This window comes from Haloferax sp. Atlit-10N, assembly GCF_003586325.1.
Classification (GTDB): domain Archaea; phylum Halobacteriota; class Halobacteria; order Halobacteriales; family Haloferacaceae; genus Haloferax; species Haloferax prahovense.
Genome location: NZ_PSYX01000003.1, coordinates 397011 through 413094, shown reverse-complemented (window position 1 = coordinate 413094; position 16084 = coordinate 397011). Strand labels below are relative to the sequence as shown.

At 68.4% G+C, this 16084-nt stretch carries 18 protein-coding genes; 10 read left to right on the top strand and 8 right to left on the bottom strand.

Annotated features, from left to right (window positions below; translation table 11 throughout):
- Window positions 1–146 precede the first annotated feature (146 nt).
- From C5B91_RS12925 to C5B91_RS12895, 7 genes are all read left to right on the top strand, one after another.
- On the top strand, window positions 147–1112 hold the full coding sequence (locus C5B91_RS12925) for an NADPH:quinone reductase (protein ID WP_115819419.1): 966 nt from the start codon (window positions 147–149) through the stop codon (window positions 1110–1112).
- 90 nt (window positions 1113–1202) lie between these two features.
- Window positions 1203–1910: an SDR family oxidoreductase gene (locus C5B91_RS12920; protein ID WP_008095472.1), complete on the top strand. Its 708-nt coding sequence runs from the start codon at window positions 1203–1205 to the stop codon at window positions 1908–1910.
- A 251-nt stretch (window positions 1911–2161) separates the two neighbouring features.
- On the top strand, window positions 2162–3499 hold the full coding sequence (locus C5B91_RS12915) for a sodium-dependent transporter (RefSeq protein ID WP_008095471.1): 1338 nt from the start codon (window positions 2162–2164) through the stop codon (window positions 3497–3499).
- Between the two features lie 172 nt (window positions 3500–3671).
- Window positions 3672–5090 (top strand): sodium-dependent transporter, encoded by a 1419-nt coding sequence (locus C5B91_RS12910; protein WP_115819418.1) that lies wholly within the window; start codon window positions 3672–3674, stop codon window positions 5088–5090.
- A gap of 232 nt (window positions 5091–5322) precedes the next feature.
- Entirely contained in the window at window positions 5323–6867 is a 1545-nt protein-coding gene (locus C5B91_RS12905; protein ID WP_004975110.1) for an acyl-CoA carboxylase subunit beta, read from the top strand.
- Entirely contained in the window at window positions 6864–7133 is a 270-nt protein-coding gene (locus C5B91_RS12900) for a hypothetical protein (protein ID WP_008095466.1), read from the top strand. The genes C5B91_RS12905 and C5B91_RS12900 overlap by 4 nt, the downstream gene beginning before the upstream one ends.
- A gap of 64 nt (window positions 7134–7197) precedes the next feature.
- A complete protein-coding gene (locus C5B91_RS12895) occupies window positions 7198–7506 on the top strand; it encodes a hypothetical protein (protein WP_115819417.1) in 309 nt (102 codons plus the stop codon).
- A gap of 36 nt (window positions 7507–7542) precedes the next feature.
- On the opposite strand, the gene C5B91_RS12890 is transcribed toward C5B91_RS12895, so the two are convergent.
- The 8 genes from C5B91_RS12890 to C5B91_RS12855 form a co-directional block, all read right to left on the bottom strand.
- Complete coding sequence (locus tag C5B91_RS12890; protein WP_008095462.1) at window positions 7543–8199, bottom strand: glycerophosphodiester phosphodiesterase family protein; 657 nt, start codon at window positions 8197–8199, stop codon at window positions 7543–7545.
- Between the two features lie 199 nt (window positions 8200–8398).
- Window positions 8399–8587: a 30S ribosomal protein S17e gene (locus tag C5B91_RS12885; protein ID WP_004042417.1), complete on the bottom strand. Its 189-nt coding sequence runs from the start codon at window positions 8585–8587 to the stop codon at window positions 8399–8401.
- Between the two features lie 24 nt (window positions 8588–8611).
- Entirely contained in the window at window positions 8612–9301 is a 690-nt protein-coding gene (locus C5B91_RS12880) for a DUF447 domain-containing protein (RefSeq protein ID WP_115819416.1), read from the bottom strand.
- Window positions 9298–10158 carry a triphosphoribosyl-dephospho-CoA synthase gene (locus C5B91_RS12875; protein WP_115819415.1) on the bottom strand — a complete coding sequence of 287 codons (861 nt, stop codon included), beginning with the start codon at window positions 10156–10158 and terminating at the stop codon, window positions 9298–9300. Before C5B91_RS12875 ends, C5B91_RS12880 begins: the two co-directional genes overlap by 4 nt.
- Complete coding sequence (locus C5B91_RS12870) at window positions 10158–10949, bottom strand: tRNA-dihydrouridine synthase (protein ID WP_115819414.1); 792 nt, start codon at window positions 10947–10949, stop codon at window positions 10158–10160. Before C5B91_RS12870 ends, C5B91_RS12875 begins: the two co-directional genes overlap by 1 nt.
- Window positions 10949–11941: a 2-phospho-L-lactate transferase gene (gene cofD, locus C5B91_RS12865; protein ID WP_115819413.1), complete on the bottom strand. Its 993-nt coding sequence runs from the start codon at window positions 11939–11941 to the stop codon at window positions 10949–10951. The genes C5B91_RS12870 and cofD overlap by 1 nt, the downstream gene beginning before the upstream one ends.
- Before the next feature lie 102 nt (window positions 11942–12043).
- Window positions 12044–12304, bottom strand: coding sequence for a hypothetical protein (locus tag C5B91_RS12860; RefSeq protein ID WP_008095449.1), 261 nt, complete (start codon window positions 12302–12304; stop codon window positions 12044–12046).
- A 206-nt stretch (window positions 12305–12510) separates the two neighbouring features.
- Window positions 12511–12720 carry a hypothetical protein gene (locus C5B91_RS12855; protein WP_115819412.1) on the bottom strand — a complete coding sequence of 70 codons (210 nt, stop codon included), beginning with the start codon at window positions 12718–12720 and terminating at the stop codon, window positions 12511–12513.
- A 194-nt stretch (window positions 12721–12914) separates the two neighbouring features.
- Here C5B91_RS12855 and C5B91_RS12850 point away from each other — a divergent pair, with 194 nt between their 5' ends.
- The 3 genes from C5B91_RS12850 to C5B91_RS12840 all read left to right on the top strand — a co-directional run bounded on the left by C5B91_RS12850 (window position 12915) and on the right by C5B91_RS12840 (window position 16070).
- Window positions 12915–13511, top strand: coding sequence for a hypothetical protein (locus C5B91_RS12850; RefSeq protein WP_115819411.1), 597 nt, complete (start codon window positions 12915–12917; stop codon window positions 13509–13511).
- Between the two features lie 93 nt (window positions 13512–13604).
- Complete coding sequence (locus C5B91_RS12845) at window positions 13605–14777, top strand: HD domain-containing protein (RefSeq protein WP_008095445.1); 1173 nt, start codon at window positions 13605–13607, stop codon at window positions 14775–14777.
- Between the two features lie 69 nt (window positions 14778–14846).
- The gene (locus C5B91_RS12840) at window positions 14847–16070 is read left to right on the top strand and encodes an HD domain-containing protein (RefSeq protein WP_049967694.1); all 1224 of its coding nucleotides are present in this window, start codon (window positions 14847–14849) and stop codon (window positions 16068–16070) included.
- Window positions 16071–16084 lie beyond the last annotated feature (14 nt).

The following is a 16084-nucleotide window of genomic DNA, read 5'->3' as shown; positions in this document are numbered from 1 at the left end:
TTCATCTCCGTTCAGGCACGACCGAGAGAATTGCCGCAGGGCGTTTACTCGCCGCCGAGATAACGGTCGGTGCGGCCGCCAATCGAACCGCTGCGATTCGCTCCGAGTCGTCCGAATTTATCACCCGTCCGACCCCATCGTTCGGCATGCGCGCTGTCAGATTCCACGACCACGGCGGACGCGACGTGCTTCAGGTAGACGACATCGACACCCCCGACCCGGCGGCGGACGAGGTCCTCGTCGAAGTCGCGGCCGCGGGCGTCAACCCCGTCGACACGTACTTCCGCGAGGGCTCGTACCAGCCCTTCGCGATGCCGATGATCCCCGGCGTCGACGTGGCCGGAACGGTCGCGGCGGTCGGGGCCGACGTCACCGGCTTCGCCGAGGGCAACCACGTCGTCGGCACCGGCATCGGCAAGGACCACTACGGCGGCTACGCCGAGTTCGCGGCCGTCCCAACCGACCGGCTCGCGGTCCTCTCGGACGACGTGGACCTCGTCGCGGCCGGCGGCGCGGGCGTCGCCGGCGTCACGGCGTGGCGCGCCCTCGTCGACCACGGCGGGATGCAACTCGGCGACACGGTCCTGATTCACGGTGGGTCCGGCGGCGTCGGTCACGCTGCGGTCCAGCTCGCCGCCGCGTCCGGCGCTCGCGTCGTCGCCACCGCCGCGCCCGACTACCACGGCCGCGTGGCCGAACTCGGCGCGGACGTGGTTCTCGACTACGCCCGCGACGACCTCGCCGACGCCGTCGTTGACGCGGCGACGGGCGACGGCGTGGACCTGACGCTCGACCACCGGCTCGACGACTACCTCCAGTTCGACGCCGACGTGGCCGCCCACGGCGGTCGCGTCGTCGGCATCGGCGAGAACGACCCGGAAGTCGGCTTCGACCTGTCGTCGTCGGCCCGCGGCAAGGACCTCTCGCTCACGATGATGAGCATGTTCAACACGCCCGACCTGTCGGCTCCCCTGCGCGAACTCGCCGGCCAGATGGGCGCGGGCGAGTTCGAAATCGACGTAGCGCGGACCTACGACCTCGACGAGGCCGCCGAGGCCCACCGCGCCGTCATGGAAGACAGTTTCCTCGGCAAACTGGTCATCACGCCCTGAGGGCGACGCGGAGGGGTGAGGACGCGGCCGGTCACCGGTGAGCACACAGCCGCGACCGAATTATGTCCCGTGCGCACCTATTGCACGCACATGGACGTGACATTCGATTTCGACGGAACCGTGGCTCTCGTGACCGGCGCGAGCGGCGCGCTCGGCGGCGCAATCGCTCGCGCGTTCCACGAGGCGGGCGCGTCGGTCGCGGCCGCGGACGTGGTCGAACCCGACGACGAGGACGGCTTTTTCGAGTCCGAGGGTGTCCGATTCTACGAGGGTGATTTCACCGACGAGGACGACGTGGCGCGCGTCGTCGGCGAGGTCGCCTCCGACTTCGGCCGCCTCGACCACCTCGCCAACATCGCCGGGACGTGGCGGGGCGGGACGCCAATCGACGAGACGGAGGCGGACACGTTCGACTTCCTGTTCGACGTAAACCTCAAGACGATGTTCCTCGCGTCGAAACACGTGATTCCGCACCTCCGGGAGACCGAGGGGTCCGTCGTGAGCGTCTCGGCTCGCTCGTCGCTGGAGGGTGGCGAGGGCGACGGCGTCTACCGGGCGTCGAAGGCGGGCGTCCGTCTACTCACGGAGACCATCGCCGAGGAGAACCGCGGCGTCGTGCGCGCGAACGCAGTCATGCCGAGCGTCATCGACACGCCGATGAACCGCGAGATGATGGCCGACGCCGACTTCGAGAAGTGGGTGAAACCCGAGGAAATCGCCCGGACCGTCCTCGCGCTCTGTTCGGACGCGACCCCCGTGACGAGCGGCGCGGCCGTCCCGGTGTACGGCGAGGCCTGATTGCCCTATTTCGTGGCACCATTCGCCACGAGGAGACATAACATTCGTTGTGGTGCGCACGAATTTTTACGCGGTGCGCAAGGGATTCACGAACACGACACTCGTTAGAAAAATGAGGCTAATCGAGGTCTAAATTCGGACGAACGTGCCACATACTATAGTTGGTTGGAGAATTATGTTGATTTTCGCTCCGATATGCGACGGCATACCGCGTCATTTATCACACCCACATCGGCAACAGGGTGATAGACATGACCGAACGTGAAACGTGGGCAACCAGGGCAGGGTTCATCCTCGCGGCCGTCGGCAGCGCGGTCGGCCTCGGGAACATCTGGCAGTTCCCGTTCAAGACCGCTCAGTTCGGCGGTGCCTCCTTCCTGATCGTCTACATCATCGCGGCGCTCGGCATCGGCCTCCCGGCCATCCTCGCCGAGTTCGTCATCGGACGCAAGACCAACCTGAACACGATCAACGCCTTCGAAAAGCTCGGCTACAAGGAGTGGCGCGTCGTCGGCGCTATCGGCCTGTTCACCGGCTTCTGGATTCTGTCGTACTACAGCGTCGTCGGCGGCTGGGTCCTCCGGTACATCGGCGGCAGCCTGACCGGCGCGTACTTCGCCGCCCCGGCCGAGTACTTCGGCCAGGTGTCTGCCGGGATGGACGCGCTCGCGCTCCACGCCGTGTTCATGGCGCTCGTCGTCGGCATCGTCGCCGCCGGCATCGAAGACGGCATCGAGAAGGCGACGAAACTGATGGTTCCGAGCATCGTCGTCATCCTCGGCGTGCTCGCGGCCTTTGCCTTCACGCTCCCCGGCGCGTCCGCGGGCTACGCGTACTTCCTCTCGCCCGACTTCAACGCGCTCGCAGAGAACTTCGCCGACATCGTCCCCTTCGCGGTCGGGCAGGCGTTCTTCTCGCTGTCGCTCGGCATGGGCGCGATGATAACCTACGCCTCCTACATCGACGGCGACCAGAGTCTGTTCGGCGACGGTATCACCATCGTCTTCCTGAACAGTTTCGTCGGCATCCTCGCCGGTCTCGTCGTCCTCCCGCTCCTGTTCGCTCAGGGAATCGACCCCAACACGAGCGGCGCGGGCGCGGTGTTCATCAGCGTCGCCGGCGCGTTCGGCGACATCCCCGGCGGCCAGATAATCGGCCTCGTCTTCTTCGTGGTCGTGCTCATCGCGGCGCTCTCGTCTGCGATTAGCCTCCTCGAAGTCGTCGTCTCGTGGGCCATCGACAACTACGACGTCTCCCGTCCGCAGATGGCCGTCGGCCTCGGCGGCGCCATCTTCCTGCTCGGCGTCCCGTCGGCCATCGACACCGCGTGGCTCGGCTGGTTCGACACGCTCGCCTACAAACTGCTGCTCCCGCTTTCGGTCCTCGGCATCCTCGTCTTCGCGGCGTGGGTCTACGGCGCGCCCGCCATCGACGAGCTAATGAAGGGCAGCGGACTCGGTGACGGCGTCGGCCTGACGTGGCTCTGGCTGGTCCGCACGCTCGTTATCGTCGCCGTCGTGGCGACGCTCGCCCTCGGGCTCCAGACGCTGTTCCTCGGCGAGAGCCCGGCCATCGTTCCGCCCCTCTGAGGCGGCGACCGGTCCCGCTTTCATCGCGCCTAGGAATCGTCGGTAGCGGTGCGTTTTTCTCGACTATTCGACGGCGATTTTCACGCGTAGACTACTCAAAACCGTTAAATTTCTCCGATGACGTATCGTTGGTTCGAAAGCCCTTTTACCGGTGGACTGGCAATGGGTGTCAATGACACGAGAAACATGGGCAACACGGCTCGGGTTCATCCTCGCGGCCGTCGGCAGCGCGGTCGGCCTCGGGAACATCTGGCGATTCCCGTGGCAGACCGCCGAAAACGGCGGCAGCGCGTTCCTCGTCGTGTATCTCGGCATCGTCCTCCTCGTCGGCGTCCCCGGTCTGCTCGGCGAGTTCGTCATCGGTCGCCGGGCGAAGAAGTCGCCGGTCGGCGCGCTCCGGGACCTCTCGGGGTCGAAAACGTGGGGCGTCGTCGGTGCGTTCTCGGTCGTCACCGGCATCTCGCTGCTCTCGTTCTACAGCGTCGTCGGCGGGTGGATTATCCGGTATCTCCTCGAAAGCGGGGCCGCGGTCGTCGGCGGCAGCCCCGCGTACTTCACGAACCCGGGCCAGTACTTCGGCGGCGTCTCCGCCGGCGTCGACGCGGCGCTCTATCACCTCCTGTTTCTCGGACTGACCGCGCTCATCGTCTTCGCGGGCGTCCGCAAGGGCATCGAACTCGGCACGAAAATCATGATGCCTGCCGTGCTCGTCCTGCTCGCCGGTCTCGCCGCCTGGGCCGCGACCCAGCCTAACGCGGCCGCCGGTTACGCCTTCTTCCTCCGCTTCGACCCCTCGGTCATCACCGAGAACTTCTTCGCCATCCTCGGCCCCGCCGCCGGACAGGCGCTGTTTACGCTCTCGCTCGGCGCGGGCACGATGATAACGTACTCCTCGTATCTCGACGAGGACCGCTCGCTTCCCTTCGACGGCAGCGCCATCGCCGTCCTCAACACGAGCGTCGGCGTCATCACGGGTCTCGTCGTCTTCCCGCTCCTGTTCTCGCAGGGCGTCAACCCGACCGAGACCGGGACCGGACCGGGCGCACTGTTCGTCGGCCTCGCGGGGGCGTTCTCGCAGCTCCCCGCGGGGACGCTCATCGCCACCGCGTTCTTCGCCGTCGTGACGCTCGCGGCGCTGTCGAGTTCCATCAGCATGCTCGAGATCCCCGTCGCGTTCCTCGTCGACGAGTACGGCGTCTCGCGAAGGCGCGCCGTCACCCGGATGACCGCGCTCGTCGCCGTCACCGGCACCGTCTGCGCGTTCAATCCGGGCATCTTCGGCTTCGTCGCCGGACCGCTCGTGAACGTCCTCCTGACCGCCGGCCTCGCCGCGTTCCTCCTGTTCGTCGGCTGGGTCATGGGCCGCGAGGCGCTCGAGGAGTTCTCCGCCGGCGCGGGCGAGTTCTCGAAGCCTCTCGGCACGCCGTGGCTCTTCGCCGTCGGCGTCGTCCTCCCGCTGTTCCTCGTCTTCACGCTCCTCACGCACTTCGGCGTGGACACGACCATCGGCTTCTGGCCGACCGTCGGCGTCGCCGTCGTCGCGTCCGCCGCCGCCTTCTTGGGCCTGCGACAGCCCAACTCAGTCGTCTGAGTGGGGCTCTCCCCGCCGCGTTCGGCGCGCTGACTCGACTCCGACTGCTCTGTTTGCTCCGTTTTCGACCGACTCGACCGCGGGGAGTACTTCGCGTTCGCGTCGCTAACCATGATGATTGTTCCACCTATTCTTCGACAACTGTCGAAGTAAGGGTTGCCGGATTGCGGAACTCCTTTGACCGAGGACTGCGGACCGTTGCTCCAATGAGCGAAGGTGGTCTGGCATGACGATGGAAGACCGGATCGACGAACTCCGCGAGAAGCGCGAGGAAGCCCTGAAGGGCGGCGGCGAGGACCGAATCGCCTCCCAGCACGACAAGGGCAAGATGACCGCCCGCGAGCGCATCGACTACTTCCTCGACGACGGCACCTTCCGCGAGTTCGACCAGTTTCGGACCCACCGCAACCACAAGTTCGGGATGGAGGAGACGAAACTGCCCGGCGACGGCGTCATCACCGGCTACGGCGAGGTCGACGGCCGGACCGTCTTCGTCTTCGCCCACGACTTCACCGTCTTCGGCGGCTCGCTCGGCGAGGTGTTCGCCGAGAAGGTCTGTAAGGTGATGGACAAGGCGATGGAGGTCGGCGCGCCCGTCGTCGGTCTCAACGACTCCGCCGGCGCGCGGATTCAGGAGGGCGTCCAGTCGCTCGGCGGCTTCGGCGAAATCTTCCGCCGCAACACCGAGGCGTCGGGCGTTATCCCGCAGATTTCGGCCATCATGGGCCCCTGCGCGGGTGGCGCGGTGTACTCCCCCGCGCTGACGGACTTCACGTTCATGGTCCGCGACACGAGCCACATGTTCATCACCGGCCCGGACGTCATCAAGACGGTCACGGGCGAGGAGGTCACCTTCGACGAACTCGGCGGTGCGACGACGCACACCTCGACAAGCGGGGTCGCCCACTTCGCCACCGACACCGAAGAGCAGGCGCTCGACGACATCCGCCACCTGCTTTCGTACCTCCCGCAGAACAACGTCGAAGACCCCCCGCGCGTCGAGCCGTGGGACGACCCCGAACGCGTCGACGACGACCTCGCCGAGGTCGTCCCCGACCAGCCCCGCAAGCCCTACGACATCCACGACGTGCTCGACGGCGTCCTCGACGAGGGCTCGTTCTTCGGCGTCCAGGAGGACTTCGCCAAGAACATCGTCGTCGGCTTCGGCCGCCTCGACGGCCGCTCGGTCGGCATCGTCGCCAACCAGCCCCGCGTGAACGCCGGCACCCTCGACATCGAGGCCTCCGAGAAGGGCGCGCGCTTCATCCGCTTTTGCGACTCGTTCAACATTCCCATCCTCACCTTCGTGGACGTGCCCGGCTTCCTGCCCGGCACGGACCAAGAGCACAACGGCATCATCCGCCACGGCGCGAAGCTCCTGTACGCCTACTCCGAGGCGACGGTGCCGCTCATGACCGTCATCACGCGCAAGGCCTACGGCGGCGCGTACGACGTGATGGCCTCGAAGCACCTCGGCGCGGACGTGAACTACGCGTGGCCGACCGCCGAAATCGCCGTGATGGGCCCGCAGGGCGCGGTCAACATCCTCTACCGCGACGAACTCGACGCCGCGGACGACCCCGACGCCCGCCGCGACGAACTCATCGAGGAGTACCGCGAGGAGTTCGCCAACCCCTACACCGCCGCGGACCGCGGCTTCATCGACGACGTCATCGAACCCGGCGAGACCCGCGAGCGCCTCATCTCGGACCTCCGGATGCTGAACTCCAAGCGCAAGTCCCAACCCGACAAGAAACACGGCAATATCCCGCTATGAGCGGGGAGCTGCTGTCGGGGCTGTCGATTCCGGACGACGCCGACGCCGAGGAGGCCGCGGCCATCGCCGCCGCCGTCGGCGCGCACCTCCACGACCAGTCGGTCGCCGCGGCCGCCGCGGCCGCAGCGGACGGCGAGGAGACGTGGAACGAGGAGCGCTGGCGCTACGCCGGCCGCCTCGAATCGGTCACCGGCTGCGGCCGTCGCGTCCCCTCCGGCGCGCCGACCGACGCGTGGGCCGCCTCGGGCCGCGTCGACCGGTTCTGAGTCGGGGCGTCCGCAAATTCACTCCAGAACGCTTACATCTTCTCCCGACAGCAGTTCGCCCGACATGGTCCAAACCGCGCTCGTCTGGCTGTTTCTCAACGCCGGCCTCGCCGGGTTCGCCGCCGTCGCGGTCGCCGCACACTACGCCGACGAGGGCGAGCCCGACTTCGTCTCCGCGGCGCTCGCCGCCGTCTTCGCCGGGACCTGCGTCGAACTCGGAATGGCGAACGGCTACATTCCCGATAGCGTCTTCCCGACTGTCGCGGTCGGGGTCTGCATCGTCGCCGCCCTGGTCTCGCTCGCGTTCGGTGTGAAACGGGACCAGACGGCGTTTCAGGCGTTTCGCGGCGACGCTCGGACTCGATCTCGGTAGCCGGCGGTCAGTAGCCGACAGTCGATGGTCGGTAGTTCACACCGCGAGTGCCGGGTCGTCGACGACGACGCCGTCGACGCCGTACTCCCGGAGTCGTCGCGTGACCTCGCGGTCGGGGACCGTCCACGCGTTGACCTCGAAGCCTCGGTCGTGCGCCTCGTCCACCCGCGCCGACGAGAGCAGGTCGTAGTGCGGGTGGACGGCCGCGCAGTCGACGTCGGCGGCGACCGACAGCGACTCCGCCCAGTCGGCCGCGAAGAGGAAGGCGAGCGGGAGCGCGGTCGTCTCGCGCACCTCGCGGAGTGCGACCGGGTCGAACGACGAGACGAGCACTTCGTTTCCCGCGTCGCCGACGACGGCGGCGAGGTCGTCGGCGAGGCCGGCCACCTTCAGTTCGACGTTGACCGCGACGCGGTCCGGCAGGGCGTCGAACACCGCGGCGAGCGTCGGAATCGACTCGTCTGAGTCACCGATTGTGAGTTCCTGTAGGTCCGTGAGACTCGTGTCGGCGACGCGACCGGTCGCACCGGTCAGGCGGTCGAGCGTCTCGTCGTGGAAGACGACGAGTTCGCCGGAGCCGCAGCGTCGGACGTCGAGTTCGACCCAGTCGAGTCGCGCCGCGGCCGCTTCGAAGGCGGCGAGCGTGTTTTCCGGCGCGAGGGCGGGACAGCCGCGGTGACCGATGATGCGCATGTCGGTGCATCGCGGGAGGGCGGACTAAACGCTTCCTCCGGACCGGTCGAAAGCGATGGGGAGCGGTGGGGAGCAGTTTGTACGGGAATCGTTTACTGGGGACCGTCGTGCGGGCGTCACGGGCCGCGCGCGGACCGGAGCGGCCGCTCCGCGCGGGCTGGAGAAGATGTGTTCGCAGAGAGAATCGACTGACTCGAACTTACGCGCCCTGGCCGCCCTTCTTGCGCGTGATGTAGCCGGCGATGCGGTTGCGGACGCCCTTCGACTCGACCGTGGTCAGTTCTTCGACGCTGTCCTTGTTCGTCTCGAAGTCCGTGTTGAACGCCTGCGGGTATCGCTCCAGCAGGATGTTACCAAGCTGCTTGACGTACTTGGGCTTGATTGCCATGTCGGAAGATTCCCCGGACGAACACTAAAACGATTCGTTCCGTCTCGCGGCCGCCCGCTCGCGCCAGCCCGTCAACTCGTCGATTCGCGCGAACGCCTCGCGCTCTCTTTCCCCGCCGCATTTCTCGACCGTCTCGGCGAAGTACGCGAGCCGATCCAGCAGGGCGTCGGTGTCGAAGGCGGGCACGTCGAGGCGCGAGGCCGCCACCGTCGCGTCGATGACCGCGCCGAAGCCCCGATTGATAGTGAACGGTCGGCGCTGCTCGACCGCGGCATCGACGGGCCGGAGTTCCCATTCCTCCCATTCGGTCCCGCCGTCTTGGCCGGAATCGACCGCAGTCGCCTCGACTTCGACCCACGCGTCGGCCGAGTCGAGGAGCGGCGAGTCACGCTCGTAGATAGTCATCGCGGCCTCGACGAACGCCCGCGGGTCGGAGACGAACTGGACGACGCCGCCCCCCTGTCGGTGGAAGTTCCGACGGGTTCGAGTGTTTCCCCACGTCGTGGCGGTGGCGGGCGGCGGCGAGGGCGTGCTGGCAGGGGGGTCGACGTCGGTCTCCGGTGCGTGGACGCCGAGCGCCGCGAAGTTCCACCGGTCGTTCGGCCCGAGCGTGGCGACGACCGTCTCGGTGACGCCGCGGAGTTCGACGGGCCAGTCGTCGCCGTCGCGGTCGCCGACGCGACGCCCCGCGTCTGTCGTCTCGTCGTCGCTCACAGCGGGACCCCCCGCTCCAGCGCGACGAACGTCGCCGCGCAGACGATGTCGGCGGTCGTGCCGGGGTTGATTCCCTCGGCGACGAACTCGTCGGCCAGTTCCTCGGCCTCGGCGAGGTCCGAGACCGCGGCCGCGCGGTCCATCACGTCGCGGGCGACGGCCTCGCCGTGGTTCGTCGCGACGAGCGTGTCCGGTTCCTCCGCGAGCAGGTCGAGAAACGCGCGAGCGACGCGGTCGGTGACGGGGCCGTCGTCCGCGAGGACGGCCTCGGCCGCGCGGAACGTGCGGGCGAAGCCGCCGGTCCACTCGCGGGCGTTGGCGTCGCGCTCGGCGCTGAGGTCCATCACGTCGTAGAGCGTGAAATCGCGGTCCCGGAGCGCGTCGGCCGCGTGGCCGCCGCGCCGAACGTCGAGGTCGGGGGCGTCCTCGGGCACGTCGCCGACGGCCACGTCGACGTGTTCGAAAGCCCGGTAGAAGTCGACCGCGTCGGCGACGGTGGTCGACTCGACCACGTCGGCCGCCCCGGCGGGCGAGAGGTCTCGGTCGTCGTCGGCCGCGGCCCGGACGAGCGGGGCGAGAAGCAGGAGACAGCCGAACTGCGTGTTCCCGCCGCCCTGTCGGCTCATGCCGGCGACCGCCTCCTCGAACGCCTCGCCGACGGGCGCGCCCGACGCGGCGAGTTCGAGGCCGGCCGCGGAGCCGACCGCGCCCGTCAGGAAGTGCTCGAAGTGCAGGTCCGAGAGGTCGCGGCGGCGGTCGACGTTCCCCGGTTTGGGCGTGCCGGCGACTTCGAGCAGGAGCGCGAGTTCGGCGTGTCGCGCGGGGCCGAACCCGCGGTCGGAGACGGGCGCGGCCATCAGGCGGACACCCCGCTCTCGTCGCCCGACTCGCCCGCGTCCTCGCGGCCAACGAACCAGTCGTCCACGGCGGTTCGGACCCGGCGGAGGACTGCCGGGTTGTCGCTCGGCCGCCCGACGCTCACCGCGTCGGCCCCGTAGTCGAGGTACTCGGTCGCCGTCTCGCGGTCGCGGACGCCGTTGTTGGCGACGACGAAGAGGTCGGGTGCGGCGGCGGCCACGTCGGCAACCGCGGCCTCGGAGTCCATCGCGTCGACGTGGAGCCAGTCGGCCCCGGCGTCGGCGAGCGCGACCGTGAGGCTCGGGAGGTCAACGCCGTCGATTTCGGCGCGGACTTTCGCGCCGACCGGCGCGCCCGACTCGGCGGCCGCGGCGACGTACGCGGCCAGTCGGTCGGTGTCGCGCAGGAGCGTCTCGCCGCAGCCGACGGCGCAGAGTTCGTCCTGTCGGCAGTGGGCGTTTATCTCCACGCCCGCACTGCGGTCGGCGCAGACGGCCGCAACCTCCCGAATCGGGGCCGACGAGGTCGCTCTGACGTTGACCGCGGCGAAGCGGTCCTCGCCGTCGAATCCGGCGAGGGAGTCGAGCTGGTCGGAGACGAAGGCGACCGGGTCGTCGGCGAGGAACTCCGAGCGCCCGCGGGCGACGAGTTCGCGAGCCGCCGCCTGCGAGGCGTCGTCGAGCGCGACGCCGCCGAGGAACGCCGCGCCGACGTGGGGTGCCGCAGCGTCCGCCCACGAGGCGTCTGACTCGCCGCTGAGGCTCGCGACGGCGACCCGCGGTTCGAACATCACGACACCTCCGCGAGCGCCTCGGCGACGGCGCGGGCGACGCGCTCGGCGTCTTCCGGGCCGTCGATTCGGGTGTCGGTTCTACCCACCGGGCGGTCGAGGTCGGTGCCGTCGTCCGCGTCGAGGACGAACGCGTCGGCGAAGGGGTAGGCCTCGGCGACGCCCGCGGTCGAGGGGTCGTAGCCGACGCCCGCCATGAGGTCGGCGGCGGGGCCGGAGAACACGGTGTCCTCGACGAACGGCGAGACGGCGACGACGGGCGTGTCGGCGAGGGCGTCCGCGAAGCCGTCGATGGCGAGCATCGGTCCGATGCTCGTGATTGGGTTCGAGGGACCGACGACGACGGGGTCCGCGAGGGCGTCGGCGACGTCGTCGGTGACGGTCGCGTCGGCAGCACCGCGGAACTCCACGTCGCGGACGGCGGGGTCGGCCCGGCGGTGGACCCAGTACTCCTGGAAGTGCATCGTCCCCTCGTCGGTGTGAATTAGCGTCGCCACGGGGTCGTCGCTCATCGGGAGGAGCGACACGTCGAGGTCGAACGCCTCGGCGAGAGTTTCTGTGACCTCGGTCAGCGTGTCTCCTTCGTCGAGAAGCGAGGTTCGGGTGATGTGGACCGCGCGGTCGCGGTCGCCAATCTCCATGAACTCTGCGACGCCGGAGAAGCGCCGCCAGCGGGCGATGTCGCGGCCGGCGGTCTGGGCCGATTCGGGGAGATAGCGCGGGCCGGGTTCGAGGCCGGCCGCGTCGGCGAGTCGGTGGAGTTCGTCGTCGGTCGCGGTGGTGTCGCCGGCGACGCCCCACCAGCGGTCGGTGTCGAGGACGCCGCCGCCGGCGAAGAGGACGGTGTCCACGTCGGGACAGACGAGGTGACCGCCGAGTTCCACGTCGTCGCCGGTGTTGGCGACGACGGTCGTCTCGGCGGGGTCGAACACCCCGGCGGCCCCGTCGAGGAGTTTGGGGGTGCCCGTACCCCCGGCGAGGAAGGTAACCATGATGCGCCGTAGGGCGAGTGTCCGTTTGAAAGTTCCTTCACCGGAGACGCCGGCCGGTCGCCGGTGGATGTCGATAAGTCGCGCAGACCGACGAAGTCCTCCTCAGCGACTGCCGCGATAGGCCACCGACACGTCGAACTCCGACGGCATCACCTGTCCGGCGACCGCCTTCCTGACGAAGTAGCCCGAGAAGCCGGTTATCAGCGCCGCCCCGAGGCCGGACATGACGAACATCACGCGCCCGGCGGTCACGCCGGTCAGTGCGCTCATGGCAGCCCAGTAGCCCGCGAAGGCCACGAAGAGACACGCGAGGCCGAGGAGGGCGTAGCCGATGGCGCTTCCGAGGGCCGAGCGGAGGCTCATGTCGGCGTCTCGTCGCTCCCGAGTGAAACGGTTTGTGGGCGGTCGAACCACCGCTACCATCGTGCGACAGGAGCTTCCTTGAAATCCGCAGAGTCTGACAGAACCGGCGTGCTGAATAGAGAGGATGAGTTCAGCACCACCAAGGGATGTCAATTCGACCCGACGGGCACGGTTCGCGTATCATTGCAAACCACGGTCGGGTGGAATCAGAATCGACGTATGACAGAGATAGCGGCACTAAAGGCGATGATACCGCCAATAATCCCGACTGTGGCAAACAGGAAGAAGTGTTCGTTACCATCAGAAACGAAGTAACCAATATCGGCAAGTACAATCAGTGCGAGGGCATGAATCAACGTCTGTAGGTCTGTCTGGGTGCGGATTGTCTGGAGTTTTTCAGCCGTTTCGGAGGGCATAATCAAAAAGCGGAGAGTACGTTTTTAGAGGTTGTCCTTCGGCACACCACACCCACACTCTGGATGCTGACTATGCGCCCTGTATTCAGCACGGTCTCAGCAAACTATCAGCGATTGAAGAACCCGACGGGGCGGACTACAGACAACACGCGTCACAGAACGGCTATGGCCGCCGCGAGACGAATATACCATCCATGGAATTGTCCCCTCGAACCACGGTCGCGGTCGTTCTTGTCGTCGCCACCGTCTCCGGTGGCCTGCTCGCCCTCGATTTCGAGGCGGCGAACTACGAGACGACGGCCTCCGCGACTGCCTCGTCGGGCGGGACGAACCTCGATTCGCTCCCGCCGGTTACCGACGGGACCCTCGTGGTTGACGCGCCCGAGGCCGTCCGCGACGACCTGACGGCGGCACTCGTCGAGTCGTTCGCGGAGCGGGGCGTGACGCTCGAACCGACCGACATCCGCGACGAAGACGCTGAGGGTCCGGTCGTGGTCGTCGTCGTGGACGAGTGGGACTCGCGCTGGAACCCGGTCGCTCCTTCGGGGTCGGTGGCGTGGCGCGCGGCGTTCGACGCGGGCGGTCACGAGAGACACGTCGACGCGGCGCTGTCGGGCGGTCCACTTGTCTTTGAATCAACCGACGGTCCCGACCTCGCGGGGTCGGTCGAAGCGTCGGTCGAGAGCGCCGGGACCGGGGTCGTCAGCCGACCCGCCTACCGCGACCACCTCGTCGGCGTCGCCGCCGATGCGACCGCGGAACAGGTCGTCGGGCAGTTCCCCGAGCGGTGAGGCGGGCGGCACGGGCGGCCGTACGGGCGGCCACCCCGCCTCCGCGACGACCCGAATGCTCGGCTATTTGACTCCTCTCGTGCAACACCCGTTATGACCGCCGTCAAGGACAGCGTCCACGACTACATCTCGCTCGACCCCGTGGCCGCCGAACTCGTCGATACGCCCGCCTTCCAGCGGCTTCGACACATCAAACAGCTCTCGACGGTCCGGCTCGTCTACCCCTCCGCGAGCCACACGCGGTTCGAACACAGCCTCGGCGTCTATCACCTCGCCTCCCGCGCCCTCTCGCATCTCGGCGTCGACGGCGACCGCGCCGCCCACGTCCGCGCCGCCGCCCTCCTCCACGACGTGGGCCACGGCCCCTACGGGCACCAGACCGAGGACCTCATCCGCCGGCGCACCGGGCGCGACCACGACGAGATTCACCACTTGCTCGACGGGACCGAGGTCGGCGAGGTCCTGACCGACCACGGCCTCGACCCCGAGCGCGTCGCCGACATGGTCGACGGCGCGGGCGGTCTCGGACAGTTGGTCTCCGGCGAGTTGGACGTGGACCGGATGGACTACCTCGTGCGCGACGCCCACCACACGGGCGTCCCCTACGGTACCATCGACCACGGCCGCCTCGTCCGCGAACTCCGGTACCGGGACGGCGAACTCGTGTTGGCCGAGGGGAACGTCCAGACCGCCGAATCCCTGCTTCTCGCCCGGGCGCTGATGAACGCGACCGTCTACCGCCACCACGTCTCCCGCATCGCGGGCGCGATGCTCGAACGCGCCTCCGAGCGCCTCGTCGACGACGGCGTGCCAATCGAGGCGTTCGTCCGGATGGCCGACCACGACCTGCTCGTCGCCCTCGGCGAGCGCGTGCCCGACCTCGGCCGCCGAATCGAGCGCCGCGACCTCTACAAGCGGGCCGTCTGGGCCCCCATCGACGCCGTGCCGACCGACGTGGTCGAACTCGACTTCGAGGCGACGCGGGCGGCCGAGCGGGACATCGCCGACGCCGCCGACGTGTCGCCCGAGTCGGTTATCGTGGACGCCCCGTCGCGGCCGCGAATCAAGGAGTCACGGTCGCGCGTCGTCGTCAACGGCGTCGTCCGGCGGCTCGAAGACGCCTCGGAACTCGTGGGCGCGCTCCGGTCGGCCGAGCGGACGCAGTGGCGACTCGGCGTCTACGCGCCCGAGGCGGTCCGCGACGAAGTGGCCGCGGCCGCCGTGGACGTGCTCGGACTTCCGGTTCGCGTGACGACCCCGGTCTGAGGCGCGGGGAAAGCCGGAGACACACGGTCGTCCGACCCTTTTTCACCGATGGCGGCCGATTCACCCACAATGACGACCATCAAGGACAGCGTCCACGACCACATCGAGGTCGAGGGCGCGGCCGAAGCCCTCCTCGATACGCCGGAGATGCAGCGGCTCCGGCGCATCAAGCAGTTGGGAACCGTCCAACTGGTCTACCCCTCCGCGAACCACACGCGGTTCGAACACAGCCTCGGCGTCTACCACCTCGCCTCCCGCGCCCTCTCGCACCTCGGCATCGAGGGCGACGCCGCCGCCCACGTCGAGGCCGCGGCGCTCCTCCACGACGTGGGCCACGGGCCCTACAGCCACAACATCGAGGACGTGACCCACCGCCACACCGGCAAGTACCACGACGACGTGGAGGAGCTCGTCGCCCGCGGGACCGTCGGCGAGACGCTTGAGGACGAGGGACTGGACCCCGAGCGCGTCGCCGCCTTAGTCGAGGGCAACGGCGAGTTCGGCCAGTTGGTCTCCGGTGAGTTGGACGTCGACCGGATGGACTACCTCGTCCGCGACGCCCACCACACCGGCGTTCCCTACGGCACCATCGACCACGAGCGCCTGATTCGGGAACTGACGTTCGTCGACGGCGAGTTGGTCCTCGCGGAGGGGAACGTCCAGACCGCCGAGTCGCTCCTCCTCGCTCGGGCGCTCATGAACCCGACCGTCTACCAGCACCACGTCGCGCGCATCTCGAAGGCGATGCTCCGGCGCGCGTCGGAGCGACTGCTCGCCGAGCCGGACATCGACGCCGAGGAGCTTCGGCGGATGGACGACCCCGACCTGCTCGTCGCGCTCAAACTCACCGACTCGACGAGCGCCTTCGCCGAGCGACTGGCCACCCGCGACCTCTACAAGCGGGCCGTCTGGGCGGAGTTACCGAACGTCCCCGACTCGATTATCGACGCCGGGCACGACGCGCTCGCGACGTTCGAGCGGGACATCGCCGACGCCGCCGACGTGTCGCCCGAGTCGGTCATCCTCGACGTGCCCTCGCGCCCGTCGATGACCGAGTCGTCGTCGCGGGTGATGGTCAACGGCGAGATTCGGCAGTTAGAGCGCGAATCGCCGCTCGTGCAGGCGCTTCGGACCGCACAGGAACAGCAGTGGCGACTCGGCGTCTACGCCCCGCGCGAGGAGACGGAGCGCGTCGGCCGCGCTGCCGCGGACGTGCTCGGCCTCGACGTCGACGGCGCGCTCGTCGCCGAGGTCAGAAGCGGCCTCAACGCGACGCTCGACGAGTTCGAGTAGCCGCCGTCCCGAGA